At 70.8% G+C, this 15,888-nt stretch carries 16 protein-coding genes and 1 pseudogene; 9 read left to right on the top strand and 8 right to left on the bottom strand.

The features are described 5' to 3' along the window. The 5 genes from AC2W7J_RS07540 to trxA form a co-directional block, all read left to right on the top strand. Positions 1-671 (top strand): discoidin domain-containing protein (locus AC2W7J_RS07540; RefSeq protein ID WP_485981951.1); only part of this gene is annotated, 671 nt, incomplete at its 5' end. Between the two features lie 9 nt (positions 672-680). After that, on the top strand, positions 681-1,301 hold the full coding sequence (gene sigM / locus AC2W7J_RS07535) for an RNA polymerase sigma factor SigM (protein WP_421007686.1): 621 nt from the start codon (positions 681-683) through the stop codon (positions 1,299-1,301). Between the two features lie 2 nt (positions 1,302-1,303). Further along, positions 1,304-2,077, top strand: coding sequence for a hypothetical protein (locus AC2W7J_RS07530; RefSeq protein ID WP_421007687.1), 774 nt, complete (start codon positions 1,304-1,306; stop codon positions 2,075-2,077). A gap of 215 nt (positions 2,078-2,292) precedes the next feature. Then, positions 2,293-3,312 (top strand): thioredoxin-disulfide reductase, encoded by a 1,020-nt coding sequence (gene trxB, locus AC2W7J_RS07525; protein ID WP_427801952.1) that lies wholly within the window; start codon positions 2,293-2,295, stop codon positions 3,310-3,312. A gap of 50 nt (positions 3,313-3,362) precedes the next feature. After that, positions 3,363-3,686, top strand: coding sequence for a thioredoxin (gene trxA / locus AC2W7J_RS07520; protein WP_255184851.1), 324 nt, complete (start codon positions 3,363-3,365; stop codon positions 3,684-3,686). Positions 3,687-3,790: 104 nt separating this feature from the next. Here the strand turns inward: trxA and AC2W7J_RS07515 are convergent, their stop codons facing one another. The 8 genes from AC2W7J_RS07515 to rpmH form a co-directional block, all read right to left on the bottom strand. Next, positions 3,791-4,909, bottom strand: coding sequence for a ParB/RepB/Spo0J family partition protein (locus AC2W7J_RS07515; protein WP_485981950.1), 1,119 nt, complete (start codon positions 4,907-4,909; stop codon positions 3,791-3,793). Beyond that, the gene (locus tag AC2W7J_RS07510; protein WP_485981952.1) at positions 4,906-5,778 is read right to left on the bottom strand and encodes a ParA family protein; all 873 of its coding nucleotides are present in this window, start codon (positions 5,776-5,778) and stop codon (positions 4,906-4,908) included. The genes AC2W7J_RS07515 and AC2W7J_RS07510 overlap by 4 nt, the downstream gene beginning before the upstream one ends. A gap of 572 nt (positions 5,779-6,350) precedes the next feature. Next, positions 6,351-6,995: a 16S rRNA (guanine(527)-N(7))-methyltransferase RsmG gene (gene rsmG, locus AC2W7J_RS07505; RefSeq protein ID WP_485981949.1), complete on the bottom strand. Its 645-nt coding sequence runs from the start codon at positions 6,993-6,995 to the stop codon at positions 6,351-6,353. A 38-nt stretch (positions 6,996-7,033) separates the two neighbouring features. Next, on the bottom strand, positions 7,034-7,678 hold the full coding sequence (locus tag AC2W7J_RS07500; RefSeq protein WP_485981948.1) for a Jag family protein: 645 nt from the start codon (positions 7,676-7,678) through the stop codon (positions 7,034-7,036). A gap of 55 nt (positions 7,679-7,733) precedes the next feature. Further along, the gene (gene yidC, locus AC2W7J_RS07495; protein WP_421007692.1) at positions 7,734-8,774 is read right to left on the bottom strand and encodes a membrane protein insertase YidC; all 1,041 of its coding nucleotides are present in this window, start codon (positions 8,772-8,774) and stop codon (positions 7,734-7,736) included. Beyond that, on the bottom strand, positions 8,771-9,103 hold the full coding sequence (gene yidD / locus AC2W7J_RS07490; protein WP_255184856.1) for a membrane protein insertion efficiency factor YidD: 333 nt from the start codon (positions 9,101-9,103) through the stop codon (positions 8,771-8,773). The genes yidC and yidD overlap by 4 nt, the downstream gene beginning before the upstream one ends. After that, positions 9,100-9,474 (bottom strand): ribonuclease P protein component, encoded by a 375-nt coding sequence (gene rnpA, locus AC2W7J_RS07485; RefSeq protein ID WP_485981947.1) that lies wholly within the window; start codon positions 9,472-9,474, stop codon positions 9,100-9,102. Before rnpA ends, yidD begins: the two co-directional genes overlap by 4 nt. 11 nt (positions 9,475-9,485) lie before the next feature. Beyond that, the gene (rpmH, locus tag AC2W7J_RS07480; protein ID WP_255184858.1) at positions 9,486-9,623 is read right to left on the bottom strand and encodes a 50S ribosomal protein L34; all 138 of its coding nucleotides are present in this window, start codon (positions 9,621-9,623) and stop codon (positions 9,486-9,488) included. A 447-nt stretch (positions 9,624-10,070) separates the two neighbouring features. Here rpmH and dnaA point away from each other — a divergent pair, with 447 nt between their 5' ends. The 4 genes and pseudogenes from dnaA to recF all read left to right on the top strand — a co-directional run bounded on the left by dnaA (position 10,071) and on the right by recF (position 15,764). Further along, positions 10,071-11,573 carry a chromosomal replication initiator protein DnaA gene (gene dnaA, locus AC2W7J_RS07475; RefSeq protein ID WP_255184859.1) on the top strand — a complete coding sequence of 501 codons (1,503 nt, stop codon included), beginning with the start codon at positions 10,071-10,073 and terminating at the stop codon, positions 11,571-11,573. 755 nt (positions 11,574-12,328) lie between these two features. After that, positions 12,329-13,461, top strand: a pseudogene (dnaN, locus tag AC2W7J_RS07470) (DNA polymerase III subunit beta). 49 nt (positions 13,462-13,510) lie between these two features. Then, complete coding sequence (gnd, locus tag AC2W7J_RS07465) at positions 13,511-14,557, top strand: phosphogluconate dehydrogenase (NAD(+)-dependent, decarboxylating) (RefSeq protein WP_255184861.1); 1,047 nt, start codon at positions 13,511-13,513, stop codon at positions 14,555-14,557. A 1-nt stretch (position 14,558) separates the two neighbouring features. Further along, the gene (gene recF / locus AC2W7J_RS07460; RefSeq protein WP_485981946.1) at positions 14,559-15,764 is read left to right on the top strand and encodes a DNA replication/repair protein RecF; all 1,206 of its coding nucleotides are present in this window, start codon (positions 14,559-14,561) and stop codon (positions 15,762-15,764) included. The last annotated feature ends 124 nt before the right edge of the window (positions 15,765-15,888 follow it).

Here is a 15,888-nt window from a genome sequence, read left to right as displayed (position 1 = left end):
CCCGCTCCGCTCCTGCCCGCCGAGGCCGGCGCCCCGCCGAGCCGCCGCCAGGCCAACCTCGTCCTCGGGCTCATGGCCGGGCTCGTCGCGCTGGCCTGCCTCTTCGGCACCATCGGCACCTCGCGCATCGGGTCGGCGACCGACCTCGGACGCATCCTCGGCGGCGACGAGACGACCGCGGTCGCGACCTCCCAGTCCGCGAGCCCTCGGGCTCCGGCTCGGGCAGCGGCTCCGGCGGCGGCGAGCCCCTCGCCATCGCCAATGCCGCCGGCTACGACCCCGCCCCCGGTGACGGCGTCGAGCACAACGCCGAGGTCCCGCGCGTCTACGACGGCGACCCCGACACGATCTGGACCACCGAGGGCTACGAGGACCCGAGCTTCGGCGGGGTCAAGCAGGGCGTCGGCGTCACCGTCGACCTGGGCCAGGCCCAGGACATCAGCTCGGTGACCCTCCAGCTGCCGCTCGCCGCGCAGGCCACGGTCTACGCCGGCGACCAGCCGACCAACTCGGGCACCGAGATCGGGCGCACCGACGGTCGCACCGGTGAGGTCGAGCTCACGCCGAGCGGCCAGGTCACCGGCCGCTACGTCACCGTCTGGTTCACCACCCTCGCCCAGGGCGACGACGGCCGCTACCGGGCCGCCGTCGGCGAGATCACCGTCCGCTGAGGTGATGACGTGAGCGACTCCCCCTTCGCCGAGATCGACGACCGGATGCTCATGCGCATGCACGTCGAGGGCGACGCCGAGGCCTTCGGCGAGATCTACCGCCGGCACCGCGACCGCATGTGGGCCGTGGCCGTCGGGGTCTGCGGTGACCGCGAGCTCGCGGCCGAGGCGGTGCAGGATGCCTTCGTCTCCGCCTTCCGCCGGGCCGGCTCCTACCGCGGCGACGCGGCCGTCACGACGTGGCTGCACCGCATCGTCGTCAACGCCTGCATCGACCTGACCCGACGTGTGCGCCCCACCAGCGAGCTCACCGACGAGGTCGTCGCGGCCGCGCCCCCTGCGCCCGACGCCACGGGCCGGGTCGACACCCGCCTGGCCGTCCACGAGGCGATGCGCCGCCTGCCCGACGAGCAACGCGTCGCGCTGGTGCTCGTCGACATGCACGGCGTCCCGGTCGCCGAGGCGGCGCAGGTCCTCGGCATCCCGACGGGCACCGTGAAGTCGCGCTGCTCGCGCGGCCGTGAGGCCCTCGGCAAGGCGCTTGCCGCCGCCGGGATCGACGCGCGGGGAACCTCCGACGCCGCTGCCTCGTCAGACACAACAGGCCACCAGGCAGACGAAGGGAGGTGACCATGACCGAGGACAAGGACCCCACGGGGATGCGTCACCTGCTCGCGAGCCTCAAGGAGAGCGGGCCCATGCCCGACGACCTGGCCGAGCGCATCCGCGCCAGCCTCGAGGACGAGCAGACGGCCCGCGCCAGCGGCGAGCTCACCGCCGACGCGGATGAGATCGACGACGCCGACGAGCCGTCCGGCTTCTGGAGCACCATGGCGACCCCCAGCAGGGGATCCGGCCGACGCCGCGCGGCCGCGCCCTGGCTGCTCGGCGCCGCCGCGGCCACCGTCGTGGCCCTCGCCGTCGGCACCGGCATGCTGCGCAACAGCGGCAACGACGCCGCCTCCGACGCGGGCGCCGGCGCCGCCCCGTCGTCGCAGGCCCGATCCGGGGCAGCCGAGCAGGGGTCGAGCGCCACGTCGAGCAGCGGTACCGCGGACGAGGAGGTCCCGGCCTTCGCCATCACCGAGACCGGCACCGCCTACACCCGCTCGTCGCTCGCCTCCGAGGCGGCGACCCTGCTCGAGGACCCGGCGGGTGCGCCCAAGGTGCGCGACGACGAGGTGCTCGGCACGATGACCACCGCTGCCGGGGCCGCCGACTGCCTTGCCCGCCTGGGTCAGCCCCAGATGCAGGCCGTCGTCATCGACATCGGCACCTTCGAGGGCAAGGACGGGCTGCTGCTCGTCGCCGAGTCGCTGCCCGACGGCCCCGCGCGGGCCTGGGCGGTCACCTCGGGCTGCGAGCCGATCTGGCCCGACAGCGTCGAGGTCCCCAGCACGAAGTGACCTGCCGGACGGCGTGCCCCACCCGGGCGCACGCCGTCCTGCCGGCCCGTCGGACCTGCCGGCCCCGTCGGACCGGGGCGAGCTCCCCCCTTCGTCCCGCAGCGAGCGGGGTGGCTGGTCCCACGCCGCAGTGGCCATGCGCTCATGGAACAGACGGCACCTACGATGACGTTGACACCGTCAGACCGCCTACACCCGACCCCAAGGACGCACCCGTGGCCGACGCCAGCACCGACATCCGCAATGTGATCATCATCGGTTCCGGCCCCGCTGGATACACCGCCGCCGTCTACGCCGCCCGGGCCAACCTCGAGCCGCTGATCTTCGAGGGCTCGGTCACCGCTGGCGGCGCGCTCATGAACACCACGGACGTGGAGAACTTCCCGGGCTTCACCGAGGGCATCATGGGGCCCGACCTCATGCTCAACATGCGCGCCCAGGCCGAGCGCTTCGGTGCCGAGATCGTCACCGACGACGTCACCGCCGTCGAGCTCGAGGGCCCGGTCAAGGTCGTCACCGACGGCGAGGGCAACACCCACCGCGCGCACGCCGTGATCCTCGCCATGGGCTCGGCCTACCGCGAGCTCGGCCTGCCCGACGAGAAGCGTCTGTCCGGTCACGGCGTCAGCTGGTGCGCGACCTGCGACGGGTTCTTCTTCCGTGAGCAGGACATCGTCGTCGTCGGCGGCGGCGACTCCGCCGTCGAGGAGGCGACCTTCCTGACGAAGTTCGCCCGCTCGGTGACGATCGTCCACCGGCGCGACGAGCTGCGGGCCAGCAAGATCATGGCCGATCGGGCCCACGCCAACGACAAGATCCGCTTCGCGTGGAACTCCGAGGTCGCCCAGATCCACGGCGACGACAAGGTCACCGGGCTGACCCTGCGCGACACGGTGACCGGCGAGACGCGCGAGATCGAGGCCACGGGGCTCTTCGTCGCGATCGGTCACGACCCGCGCAACGAGCTCGTCCAGGGCGTCGTCGGCCTCGACGACGAGGGCTACGTGCTGACGGAGGGCCGTTCCTCCCGCACCAACCTCGACGGCGTCTTCGCCGCGGGCGACCTCGTCGACCACACGTACCGTCAGGCGATCACCGCCGCCGGGTCCGGCTGCGCGGCCGCACTCGACGCCGAGCGCTGGCTGGCTGCCCGCGAGGAGGCCGGCGCGCCGGCGCAGGACCAGGCGCTCACCGCGCAGGACAACCCCGTCGTCGGCACCGTCGGCGCCCGCTGACCCCAGACCACTCGACCCCCACGACCCCCACCCGAGAGAGAAGGACCCCCATGGCCACCTCCCCCACCACCGACGCGACCTTCGACCAGGACGTGCTGCAGAGCGACACCCCCGTGCTCGTCGACTTCTGGGCCACCTGGTGCGGCCCGTGCCGCGCGGTCGCCCCCGTCCTCGAGGAGCTGTCCGGCCAGTACGACGGCAAGCTCAAGATCGTCAAGCTCGACACCGACGCCAACCCGCAGATCACCGCGCGCTACGGCATCACGTCGATCCCGACGATGCACGTCTTCCAGGGCGGCGAGATCGTCAAGACGCTCGTCGGCGCCATGCCGAAGCCCAAGCTCGTCAAGGAGCTCGAGCCCTTCGTCGGCTGAGTTTCGTTGCAGCACAACGGCATTCGTGCCGTTGAGCATGCTGAGAGGGGCCCCGCGGTCAACACCGCGGGGCCCCTCTCACGTCTGTCCGGTCGGGGGCCCGGTCAGCCCTCGACCTCCTCGGCGTCCACGCCCATCTGGCCGAGGACCCGGTGCAGGTCCTCCATCGAGGCGAACTCGATCGTCATCCGGCCCTTGCGCTGGCCGAGGTTGATCTTCACCCGCGTGTCGAGGCGATCGCTCACCCGACCGGCCAGGTCGTCCAGCTGCGGGTGGTGACGGCCGGCCCGGGGGGCGGAGCGCTTCTCCTTCTCCGGTGCCATGCCCAGCGCGACGATCTCCTCGACCGTGCGCACCGACAGGCCTTCGGCGACGATCCGCTGGGCGAGCCGCTCCATCTGCTCACCGTCGTCGAGCGTGAGCAGGGCGCGGGCGTGCCCGGCACTGAGCACCCCGGCCGCGACGCGTCGAGCCACCATGGGAGGCAGGCGCAGCAGGCGCAGCGTGTTGGAGATCTGCGGCCGAGAGCGGCCGATGCGTCCGGCGAGCTCCTCCTTGGAGCAGCCGAAGTCGTCGAGCAGCTGCTGGTAGGCCGCCGCCTCCTCGAGCGGGTTGAGGTTGCTGCGGTGGAGGTTCTCGAGGAGGGCATCCCGCAGGAGGTCGTCGTCCTCCGTCGCCTTGACGATCGCGGGCACGGTCGCTCGCTCCGCCTGGCGACTTGCCCGCCAGCGACGCTCACCCATGATGAGCTCGAAGTCGATGCCTTCCTCACCGTCGCTGACGCGGCGCACGACGATGGGCTGGAGCACGCCGATCTCGCTGATCGAGTGCACGAGCTCGGCCATGTCGTCCTCGTCGAAGACGGTTCGCGGCTGGCGGGGGTTGGGGCGGATCGCGTCGACCGGCACCTCCGCATAGGTCGCCCCAGGCACCGGGGCGAGGCCGTCGGCCGGTGCGTCCCCGTCGGCCCGGGGGGTCTCGGTCGGCGCCACGCTCGCGGCACCGCTACCGCCCACGGCCTCGTGCTCCGCGGGCACCGGGGTCGCCGGCGCCTCTGCGGTGGCCTCGGCGATCTTCCCCGCCACGGTGTTGGGCAGGGCCGCGGGACGCTCCTGGTCGCGGAAGAAGACGTCAACCGGCCGCTCCGTCGACCGTCCGGCGGCACCGGCGTCCGGGATCAGGGCACCGAGCCCTCGTCCCAGGCCACGTCGCTTCTCACTCATGCGTTGTCCTTCTGCTCTGCGCCGCGGTGGGCGATCTCGGTGGCCGCGTCGGTGTAGGACCGGGCGCCCGTGCTCTGGGGGTCGTAGGTGATGACGGTCTGACCGTGGCTCGGCGCCTCCGAGACCCGGACCGATCGGGGCACGGTCGACGTGAGCACCTGGTCGGGGAAGTGCTCACGCACCTCCTGCGCCACCTGCGAGGAGAGTCGGGTGCGTCCGTCGTACATCGTGAGCAGGATCGTCGACACGTGCAGGTCGGGGTTGAGGTGCGTGCGGATGAGGTCGATGTTCTTCAGCAGCTGGCTCAGACCCTCGAGGGCGTAGTACTCGCACTGGATGGGGATGAGCACCTCGCGGGCAGCGACGAAGGCGTTGACCGTGAGCAGGCCCAGGCTGGGCGGGCAGTCGATGAGGACGTAGTCGATGGGCTCCTCGCCTGCGCTCGCGCGCTCGGCGAACCACGCAGCGAGGGCCTTCGTCAGCCGGCTCTCACGGGCCACGAGCGAGACGAGCTCGATCTCGGCCCCGGCGAGGTCGATCGTGGCCGGGACGCACCAGAGGTTGTCGACGTCGGGGCACGGCTGCATCGCCTCGCTGATGGGCATCCCGTCGACGAGGACGTCGTAGATGCTGGGCACCTCGGCGTGGTGCTCGATGTTCAGAGCCGTGCTCGCATTGCCCTGGGGGTCGGTGTCGATGAGGAGGACGCGCAGGCCCGCATCGGCCAAGGCGGCGGCGATGTTGACCGCCGTGGTCGTCTTGCCGACGCCACCCTTCTGGTTGGACACCGTGATGATCCGCGGCCGGCCCGGTCGGGGCAGTCGCGCGGCCGCCGGGCGGGCAGCCTTCGTCTCGGCCGGGGCCGACATCGGTGGCGTGGGGTCGGATGCAGCGGCGACATCGGGCGCCGTGTGCTCGGGGGCGATCTCGGGCACAGGGGCCTCCACGTCGTCTGAAATGGTCTGCTCCGGCCGCTCCGGTTGGCTCGTCTCAGGCTCGGCGGTCGGGACCGCGGACCCGTCCACAGCGACTTGGTCGGTCGGGCTGTCCCGCCCGGGTCCGAGGTCTCGGGCCACCCCCATCCACCCGATCGGCGCGGTCTCGGTGGGTCCGGCGAGTGCCGGCCACCCAAGGCCAGGGGTGGCGGTGCGTGGTGTGGTCACCGAGACATTCCTCCTCAGGGGACTGCGAGCCCAGCCATACAACCCCAGTCCGGGCCGACACGCCAAACGGAGCCGCGCTTGTGGACAACTCGGGTCAAAACCGGGGGTTTTCCACCAGATCGCCGTGGTTCTCCACAGCTTCGGTGGACAACGTGGGACCGCGGCAGGGCGGGGGTCGGGTGGCGTTTCACGTGAAACGGGAGGGTTGATGGTCTGTCCGAGAGGCGGCGCCGGTCCTCGTCCACCGCCGTGGCGGTGCCGTTTCACGTGAAACGGCGTCAGCTGGCGCGGGTACCCACGGTGCAGTCCACCGTGAGGGTCGGCTCGGGCAACACGTCATGTCCGTGCGCGGAGATCGCCGTCTCGGACACCTTCAACTTCCGCAAGGCCTTCATGGCCGCGGCGACCTCCTGCTCGGCGGAGCGGCCCTTCATCGCCACGAGCTGCCCACCCGGCTCGACCATCGGGCAGCACCACCGGGCGAGCTTGTCGAGGGCAGCCACGGCTCGGGCCGTGACGAAGGGAGCCGACAGGTGGCCGTGGAACTCCTCGGCGCGACCACGGTGGACGGTGACGTTGTCGAGGTCGATCACGCGCAACGCCTCGGCCAGCCAGTCGGTGCGCCGCTGCATCGGCTCGACCAGGTGGACGTCGAGGTCCGGTCGTGCGATGGCGACGGCCAGGCCCGGCAGTCCGGCCCCTGATCCGACGTCGATGACTCGTGCGTCCCGGTCGAAGGCGTCCTCGATGACGGCGCAGTTGAGGATGTGCCGCTCCCAGAGGATCGGGACCTCCCGGGGGCCGATGAGCCCGTGGCTGACCCCGGTGTCGGCGAGCACGGCGGCAAAGGTCTCGGCACGCGGAAGGCGCCCGCCGAAGAATCGGCGGGCGCCCTCGGGTGCCGCGGGGCAGTCAGCAGTCATGCCCCCAGCGTTTCACGTGAAACGCCTCAGCTCATAGCTCAGCCAGCGATGACGTCCTCGTCGGAGGGCGTGGTGGACTCGGCCACCTCGTTCGTCTCGACCGGCGCGTTCTCAGCCGCCGGAGCAGCGGCCTCGGCAGCCGGGTGCACGACGACGAATCGACGCGGCTCGGTGCCCGAGGAGTCCGACACGAGACCGGCGGCGAGCACCTCGTCGTGCACGACCTTGCGCTCGAAGGCGCTCATCGGCTCGAGCTCGACCGACTCGTTGTCGGCGGTGACGGACGCGATCGCAGTCCGGGCGATCTCGACGAGCTCCGCCCGTCGGGCCGCACGGTGTCCGGCGACGTCGAGCATGAGGCGGCTTCGGTCCCCGGTCGCGGACTGGACCGCAAGGCGCGTCAGCTCCTGGAGAGCCTCGAGCACCTTGCCGTCCTGGCCGACGAGGCGCCGCGGGACGCGGCCCTCCTCGGAGTCGACGATGGCGACCGCGGCACGGTCACCATCGATGTCGAGGTCGATGTCGCCGTCGAGGTCGGCGATGTCGAGCAGGGTCTCGAGGAAGTCGGCGGCGACCTCCCCTTCGCGCTCGAGCAGCTGACGCCGGCTCTTGCGGGGGGCCGGGGTCTCCTCGGCCGTGGTCTCCTGGTCCGCGGCGACCTCGGTCGTCGGGTTCTCGCTCATGGTGTCTCCTGCGTGTGGCGGTCGGGTGCCCGGGTTGCCCCGGGCGCTCCGGGGGTCAGTTGTCGGTCTTGGGGCGGTCTTCGCTCACCGGCGAGCTCGGCGTCGACTTCGGCGGCGGACCGCCCTTCTTCTTCGCCCGCTTCTTCGAGGTCGGCTGCTGACGCTGCCCGGAGATGACGCCCTTCGCCTCGAGCTCGCTCGCCATCTCGGCGTCGTGCTTGCGCTCCCGGGTCTCCTCGGGGGTGTCGACCGACTTGCCGGCCTTGCGGCGGCGGGCCTGCATCGCCTTCTCCGCGGCAGAGCCGGGCGCCGGCATGCGGCGGATGACGTAGAACTGCTGGCACATGGTCCACACGTTCGTCGTGAACCAGTAGATGAGGACACCGATCGGGAAGTAGACGCCGGACACGGCGAAGATGATCGGGAAGAGGTAGAGCATCATCTTCTGCTGCTGCGCGAAGGGGCCCTCGAGAGCGGACTCCGGCATGTTCTTGCGCATCAGCTGGTACTGCGTCGTGAAGGTCGTCAGCGACATCAGGATGATGAGAGTGATCGTCACGAGCTTGACGCTCAGACCGCCACCTGTCCCGAGGAACTGTGCCGAGAGCTGCGCGCCGAAGATCGAGGACGACTCCGCCTGGGCCGCCACCTGCTGGGTGATCGGGCCGATGCCCGACTTCGCCCCGGACCCGATCTCGTCGAGGCTGTTGAGGACGCGGAAGAGACCGAAGAAGAAGGGCATCTGCGCGAAGATCGGCAGGCAGGACGAGAAGGGGTTGGTCCCGCTGTCCTTGTAGAGCGCCATCGTCTCTTCCGTCATCTTCTGACGGGACTCCGGGTCGGTCTTGCCCTTGTACTTCGCCTGGATCTTCTGCATCTCGGGCTGGATGAGCTGCATCTTGCGCGAGGCGTGGATCTGGCGGACGAAGAGCGGGATGAGCGCCGCCCGCATGACGATGACGAGACCGACGATGGACAGGGTCCAGGTCCAGCCGCTGGCCTCCGGCAGGCCGATCGCCGTGAGCGCCCCGTGCCACAGATACATGATCCAGGCGACGAGCCACTCGAAGGGATAGATGATGTCGCTGAAGCTCACGTGGTGAACGTCCTTCGGTCGGTGGCGCCGGGTACGACGCCGTCGTCGTGGGCCTCGATGTCGGCGAAGCGGGGCCTGGCCAGGTCAGGCGAGCCGCGCTGCGCCCACGTCTCGGGCACGTGGTCGATGCCCCCGGCGGTCCAGGGGTTGCACCGCACGAGGCGGTGCACGGTCAGATAGCTGCCGCGGATCAACCCGAAGCGCCGCAGCGCGGTGATCCCGTAAGCCGAGCAGCTCGGGAAGTAGCGGCAGCTCTGCGGCAGCAGCGGCGAGACGAGCAGCTGGTAGCCACGGACGAGCCAGACGAGCGGCAGAGCGAGGATCTTCATCTCGCCTGCTCAACGAAGAGGGCGTGCACGCAGTGCCGAAGGGCAGCGCCCAGCTCGTGCGAGTCGGCGCCGGCGGCCGCGGGGTTGGCCCGGATCACCAGGTCGGTCCCGTGCGGCAGGTTGGCCAGGAGCGGTGCCACCTGGGCCCGCAACCGGCGCTTGACCCGAGTGCGGGTCACCGCATTGCCGACGGCCGTGGACACGACGAGACCGACGCGCGGGGAGTCATCCCCCCGGGCGTCGGTCTGGGTCGCGTCCGCCACACGGGCATGGACCACGAGCAGTCGGGAGCCCTGGCGTCGAGTGCCTCGGCCCCTGACAGTCGCCGCGAAGTCCGCGCGCTCCGTCAGGCGGTGCCGCGCGGGCAGCACCGGGTGGCTCGTCAGGCAGAGAGCTTGGAGCGGCCCTTGGAGCGGCGGTTGCTCAGGATCGCGCGGCCGGCGCGGGTACGCATGCGCAGGCGGAAGCCGTGGGTCTTGGCGCGGCGACGGTTGTTGGGCTGGAAGGTGCGCTTGCTCATGTGCGGTCTCCGATGGTCGGTGGGCCGGCGGCCCGGTGCTGACGTGTGTGGGCTCTTCGGCCGCGATCGGAAGCCCACGCGCGTCCCACCGGGTGATCCGGCTGGGTCGTGGGCATGCGAAAGCGGCCGACAGGCCGACGTCCACGGTACGGGACGCCCGCTCGCAGGGTCAAACCGCCGGGGCCGGCTCCGGGCCCGTGGGGAATCGAGCGACGATGCCACCGCCAGAGAGCCTGTCCAGCGCGACACGCCGGGACGCGGGAAAAAGTCCGTGCGTCAGGTTGCCCGGGCCCCGGTGTGTTGTTAGCGTCGCACCTCACCACCTTGCCCCACGTACATCTCCACAGTCTGTGGACAACGTTGTGGATGGGACGTACGGCAGGGGAGGATGATGTCGACAGAGTTCCGATCGGCCCCCGAGCCGCAGAGAAGTTGAGGTGTGCGCCCGTGGCCGGAGGCGAGGTCGACTTCGGCGAGGTGTGGCGCACGACCCTCGACACCCTGGACGCCGACGGAGTCCCCGTCACCCGACGCGCCTTCCTGAGCATGGCCCGCCTCGTCGGCCTGCTCGACGACACCGCGCTCATCGCCGTCCCCGACGACTTCTCGAAGAACTTCGTCGAGCAGCGACTGCGCATGCACGTCACCCAGGCCCTCTCGGAGCAGCTCGGTCGCGAGGTCCGTCTGGCCGTGACCGTCGACCCCGATCTCGCCGACGGCGAGCCGCTGCCACCGACCCAGGGACTCGCCGGCGACGAGCCGGCCCTCCCTTCGAGCGAGGCGACGCAGCAGCCGACGCCCCAGGGACTGTCCTCGACGCTCCCCGTGGAGGGTCGTGACGACGGGCTCGTCGACGAGGACCCGGAGCCGGCGCCGGTGCGTGCCCGCCGTGGCCGGCCCGAGCCGGAGCAGGTCGAGCTGACCCGGCTCAACCCCAAGTACACCTTCGACACCTTCGTCATCGGCGCGAGCAACCGCTTCGCCAATGCCGCGGCCGTCGCGGTCGCCGAGGCCCCCGCCAAGGCCTACAACCCGCTCTTCATCTACGGGGAGTCCGGGCTGGGCAAGACCCACCTGCTCCACGCCATCGGCCACTACGCGCGCAGTCTCTACCCGCACGTCAAGGTGCGCTACGTGAACTCCGAGGAGTTCACCAACGACTTCATCAACAGCATCCGCGACGACAAGGCGGCCAACTTCCAGCGCCGCTACCGCGACGTCGACGTGCTGCTCATCGACGACATCCAGTTCCTCCAGGGCAAGATGCAGACGCAGGAGGAGTTCTTCCACACCTTCAACACGCTGCACAACGCCAACAAGCAGGTCGTCATCACCTCGGACGTCGCGCCGAAGCTGCTCTCCGGCTTCGAGGAGCGCATGCGCAGCCGCTTCGAGTGGGGCCTGCTCACCGACGTGCAGCCGCCGGACCTCGAGACCCGGATCGCGATCCTGCGCAAGAAGGCGATCCAGGAAAAGCTCTCCGTCCCTGCCGACGTGCTCGAGTTCATCGCCAGCCGGATCAGCACCAACATCCGTGAGCTCGAGGGCGCCCTCATCCGCGTCACGGCCTTCGCGAGCCTCAACCGCCAGGCCGTCGACATCGGCCTCGCGCAGATCGTGCTCAAGGACCTCATCCCCAACGAGCAGTCGAGTGAGATCTCGAGCGCGACGATCATGGCGCAGACGGCTGACTACTTCTCGCTGACGATCGAGGACCTGCAGAGCGCATCGCGCACGCGCAAGCTGACGACGGCCCGTCAGATCGCGATGTACCTGTGCCGCGAGCTGACCGAGATGTCGCTGCCGCGCATCGGCGAGCAGTTCGGCGGCCGCGACCACACGACGGTCATGCACGCCGAGCGCAAGATCCGTGAGCTCATGGGCGAGCGCCGCGCGATCTACAACCAGGTCACCGAGCTGACCAACCGGATCAAGCAGCAGGCCGGCTGACCCTCCCTTCGCCCTCCTCCCCCGCGATCGTCGTATATCACGCTATCTAGCGAAGAACACATATCGCCGGATATCCACGCATCGGGACGTTGTCCACAGGCTTCTCCCCACCTGTGTGTGCCCTCGCGACCACTCCGTGACCTACCCGCCGGTACCTGTCCGGGACCCCCTTCGTCCACAGATCCACAGGCTGTGGACACTCCTGTGGGTACCACCGGCTCCCGGTATGCCGGGCAACACGCCCGAGCTCGTCCACAGCCACCCGGTGCGTCGCCCACACCGAGCCCGCAGCGGGGAGCACCTCGCCCTTCCGAGCACCCGACGGGCACGCGACGTCCCCCGACAATTCACATTCGGACGGCCCGGGCTGCGGACGAGACTGTGGATGACGTGTGCACGCCCAGGACGGCCTTGGGATTCGCCGGCGTCGTCCACACCCACCCGCAGTGCGTCGACACTCTGTCCACGCCGTCGTCCACAGCCGGATCCCGCGCCGTTGGCGGGCTGGAGGCGGTTGTCCACGATGTCCACACCGCCTAAGACAATGATGAGTCCTCTCTCCATCCATTCCCTCCCCCACGCATGGCTGCTGCCCTGGCTGTGGACTGCGAACCACGGGTGAATGACAAGAAGCGACCTCGGTTCCCAGGAGCGCCCTCGACCACGTAATGTCAGGAACCCATGCGCGGCTACGTGCGTGGATCCGTGTCATTCCCATGACCTCGCGCTCGAGCGCGTCGAAGGGTAGGTCTGTCGTGAAGTTCCGCGTCGAGCGCGATGTGCTGGCCGAGGCGGTCACCTGGGTGGCCCGTGGCCTGCCGAACCGTCCGCCGGTTCCCGTCCTGGCCGGTGTCCTCGTCGAGGCCTCCGACGAGGGGACGATCACCCTCTCGACCTTCGACTACGAGGTCTCCGCGCGCATCACCGTGGCCGCCGAGGTGGCCGAGGCGGGCACGGTGCTCGTCCTGGGCCGGCTGCTCGCCGACATCTCGCGCAACCTGCCCGGCAAGCCGGTCGACGTCGCGACCGAGGGCTCGAAGGTCCAGGTCACCTGCGGCAGCTCGCGCTTCGCCCTGCTGCAGATGCCGGCCGACGAGTACCCGACGCTGCCGACCTCCCCCGAGGGCAGCGGCAGCATCGACGGCACGCTCTTCACCCAGGCCGTGCAGCAGGTCCAGATCGCCGCCGACCGTGGCGACACGCTGCCGATCCTCACCGGCGTGCGCGTCGAGATCGAGGGCGAGCGGGTGACGCTGCTGGCGACCGACCGCTACCGCCTCGCGATGCGCGAGCTGACGTGGAGCCCGAACTCCTCCGATGCCAGCCACGTCGCGCTCATCCCCGCCCGCACCCTGTCGGACACCGCCAAGGCCCTCGGCGCCTCCGGGTCGGTCGAGGTCTCCCTCGGCGCGGCGCCGGCGGCTCGGGCCTCGTCGGCTTCGAGGCCGGTCAGCGGCACACGACGAGCCGCCTCCTCGACGGCGAGTACCCCAAGGTCTCGAAGATCTTCCCCACCGCGAGCGAGACCGAGGCGGTCGTCGACACCGAGGTGCTCACCGAGGCCGTCAAGCGCGTCGCCCTGGTCACCGAGCGCAACACCCCGGTGCGGCTGCGCTTCACCGACGGCCAGGTGACCATCGAGGCCGGTGCCGGTGACGACGCCCAGGCGTCCGAGGCCGTCGAGGCCAAGGTCGACGGTCCGGACATCGAGGTCGCCTTCAACCCCGGCTACCTCCTCGACGGGCTCGGCGTGCTCGGCACGACCTTCACCCGCCTGTCCTTCACCGCTCCCCTGAAGCCGGCGATGATCACCGGCCAGGACAGCCAGGAGGGCGAGATCGACACCACCTACCGCTACGTCCTGCAGCCGGTGCGCCTCGCCGGCTGAACCCCCCTTCGCCCCGGTCGTGGGGTGACCCCGTCAGGAAGGCACTGTCATGCAGCTCGGTCTCATCGGCCTCGGCAAGATGGGTGGCAACATGCGCGAGCGGGTCCGCCGCGCCGGCCACGAGGTCGTCGGCTACGACACCAACCCCGAGGTCTCCGACGTCGAGAGCGTGCAGGCGATGGTCGACGCGCTCGCCGCGCCGCGGGTCGTGTGGGTCATGGTGCCGGCGGGTGAGATCACCCGCACGGTCATCGCCGACCTCGCCGATCGCCTCGAGCCCGGTGACCTCGTCGTCGACGGTGGCAACTCGCGCTTCAGCGACGACCAGCCCAATGCCGACCTGCTCGGCGCGAAGGGGGTCGGGTACCTCGACTGCGGCGTCTCCGGTGGCATCTGGGGCCTGGACAACGGCTACGGCCTCATGGTCGGCGGCGACGCGCAGCACGTCGAGCAGGCGATGCCGATCTTCGACGCGCTGCGGCCGGAGGGCCCCCGCGACGAGGGCTTCGTCCACGCCGGCGACGTCGGCGCAGGGCACTACGTGAAGATGGTCCACAACGGCATCGAGTACGGCCTGATGCACGCCTATGCCGAGGGCTACGAGCTGCTCGAGAAGAAGGACATCGTCACCGACGTGCCGGGCGCCTTCAAGGCGTGGAGCCGCGGCACGGTCGTGCGCTCCTGGCTGCTCGACCTCATGGTCAAGGCCCTCGAGGAGAACCCGACGCTCGAGGACGTCAGCGACTACACCGCCGACTCCGGCGAGGGCCGCTGGACCGTCGAGGAGGGCATCGCCAACTCCGTGCCGATGCCGGTCATCTCCGCCTCGCTCTTCGCGCGCTTCGCCTCCCGGCAGCAGACGAGCCCGACGATGCAGGCCGTCGCCGCGCTGCGCGGGCAGTTCGGCGGGCACCAGGTCATGACCGTCGCCGAGGGCGATGACCTGCGAGCCGAGGCAGCGAAGGGCGTGGCCTCCCCCGCGGCGAGCCACGCCCAGGAGGAGAAGAAGATCGAGCGGCCGACCTCGCCGGGCCGGGCACCCGAGGGCGACGCCGCAGAGGCCGGCCCGACGAGCGGGTCGGGCTCGACCGAGTGACGTGTACGTCCGCCACCTGAGCATCGGCGACTTCCGCAGCTATCCGACCGCCGAGCTGGCGCTCGAGCCGGGGGTGACGACCCTCGTCGGGCTCAACGGCCAGGGCAAGACCAACCTCGTCGAGGCGATCGGCTACGTCGCCTCGCTCTCGAGCCACCGGGTCGCGACCGACCAGCCGCTCGTGCGCTTCGGCGCCGACCGGGCGATCGTCCGCTGCGCCGTCGTGCGCGACGAGCGGGAGAGCCTCGTCGAGCTCGAGATCACCCCGGGTCGGGCCAACCGCGCGAAGCTCAACCGCTCCGCGCTCACCCGTACCCGCGACGTGCTCGGCACCCTGCGCACGGTGCTCTTCGCCCCCGAGGACCTCGCCCTCATCAAGGGCGACCCCGGTGAGCGACGCCGCTTCCTCGACGACCTGCTCGTCCAGCGGCAGCCGCGCTGGTCGGGGGTGCGCTCCGACTACGACAAGATCCTCAAGCAGCGCGGGGCCCTGCTGAAGTCCGCCGCCACCCTCCTCGGCGGCCGGCGAGGTCGAGGCCGACGCAGCGCAGCGGCACCGGAGGGCGTCGACCCGAAGGCGGCCGCGGAGGACGCCGTGCGCACCCTCGACATCTGGGACGAGCACCTCGCGACGGTCGGCAGCCAGCTGCTCTACGCCCGGCTGCGGCTGCTGCGGGACCTCGTGCCCCACCTGCAGGAGGCCTACCGCGAGGTCAGTGCCAACCAGTCGGAGGCGACGGCGGTCTACCGCAGCTCGCTCCACGACGAGGCGGCCGAGACGATCGCCGGCGGCGCGGTGCCGGAGCCTGACGAGCTGCGTCAGATGCTCCTCGACACGTTGGCGCAGCGGCGCGACCAGGAGATCGAGCGTGGGGTCAACCTCGTGGGCCCGCACCGCGACGACCTCGTGCTGGGCCTGGGGCCGATGCCGGCGAAGGGCTATGCCTCGCACGGCGAGTCGTGGTCCTTCGCGCTCGGGCTGCGCCTGGCGGCCTACCACCTGCTGCGCCACGACCTCGGTGACGACCCGGTCCTCGTCCTCGACGACGTCTTCGCGGAGCTCGACAGCGGCCGCCGGGAGCGGCTCGCGGCGATGATCGCCGACTGCGAGCAGGTGCTCATCACCGCAGCGGTGCCCGAGGACGTGCCGGAGTCGATGTCCGGACGTCGCTACTCCGTCACGCTCGGCGAGGTGTCCGGCCCATGAGCGAAGGGGAGGTCCCGCCCCCTTCGTCGGGAGACGGCGGGGACGAGACGCAGCCCTCGACGGCTCCGGCCGAGGAGAGGCAGGACGGTCGGCGGCCGCCGCCCTCGGCCCGCGCCCGCGCGGT

The sequence above is a fragment of the Janibacter sp. CFPM2_SD2 genome (genome assembly GCF_057364645.1).
The sequence above is the reverse complement of the archived record's forward strand: the minus strand, read 5'-3'. Positions and strand labels throughout refer to the sequence as shown.

Coding starts and splice junctions, on each gene's coding strand:
- AC2W7J_RS07530 (WP_421007687.1), top strand. CDS start 1,304: ATGACCGAGGACAAGGACCCCACGGGGATGCGTCACCTGCTCGCGAGC.
- yidD (WP_255184856.1), bottom strand. CDS start 9,103: ATGAAGATCCTCGCTCTGCCGCTCGTCTGGCTCGTCCGTGGCTACCAG.
- AC2W7J_RS07500 (WP_485981948.1), bottom strand. CDS start 7,678: ATGAGCGAGAACCCGACGACCGAGGTCGCCGCGGACCAGGAGACCACG.
- gnd (WP_255184861.1), top strand. CDS start 13,511: ATGCAGCTCGGTCTCATCGGCCTCGGCAAGATGGGTGGCAACATGCGC.
- AC2W7J_RS07510 (WP_485981952.1), bottom strand. CDS start 5,778: ATGTCGGCCCCGGCCGAGACGAAGGCTGCCCGCCCGGCGGCCGCGCGA.
- rsmG (WP_485981949.1), bottom strand. CDS start 6,995: ATGACTGCTGACTGCCCCGCGGCACCCGAGGGCGCCCGCCGATTCTTC.
- AC2W7J_RS07515 (WP_485981950.1), bottom strand. CDS start 4,909: ATGAGTGAGAAGCGACGTGGCCTGGGACGAGGGCTCGGTGCCCTGATC.
- rpmH (WP_255184858.1), bottom strand. CDS start 9,623: ATGAGCAAGCGCACCTTCCAGCCCAACAACCGTCGCCGCGCCAAGACC.
- trxA (WP_255184851.1), top strand. CDS start 3,363: ATGGCCACCTCCCCCACCACCGACGCGACCTTCGACCAGGACGTGCTG.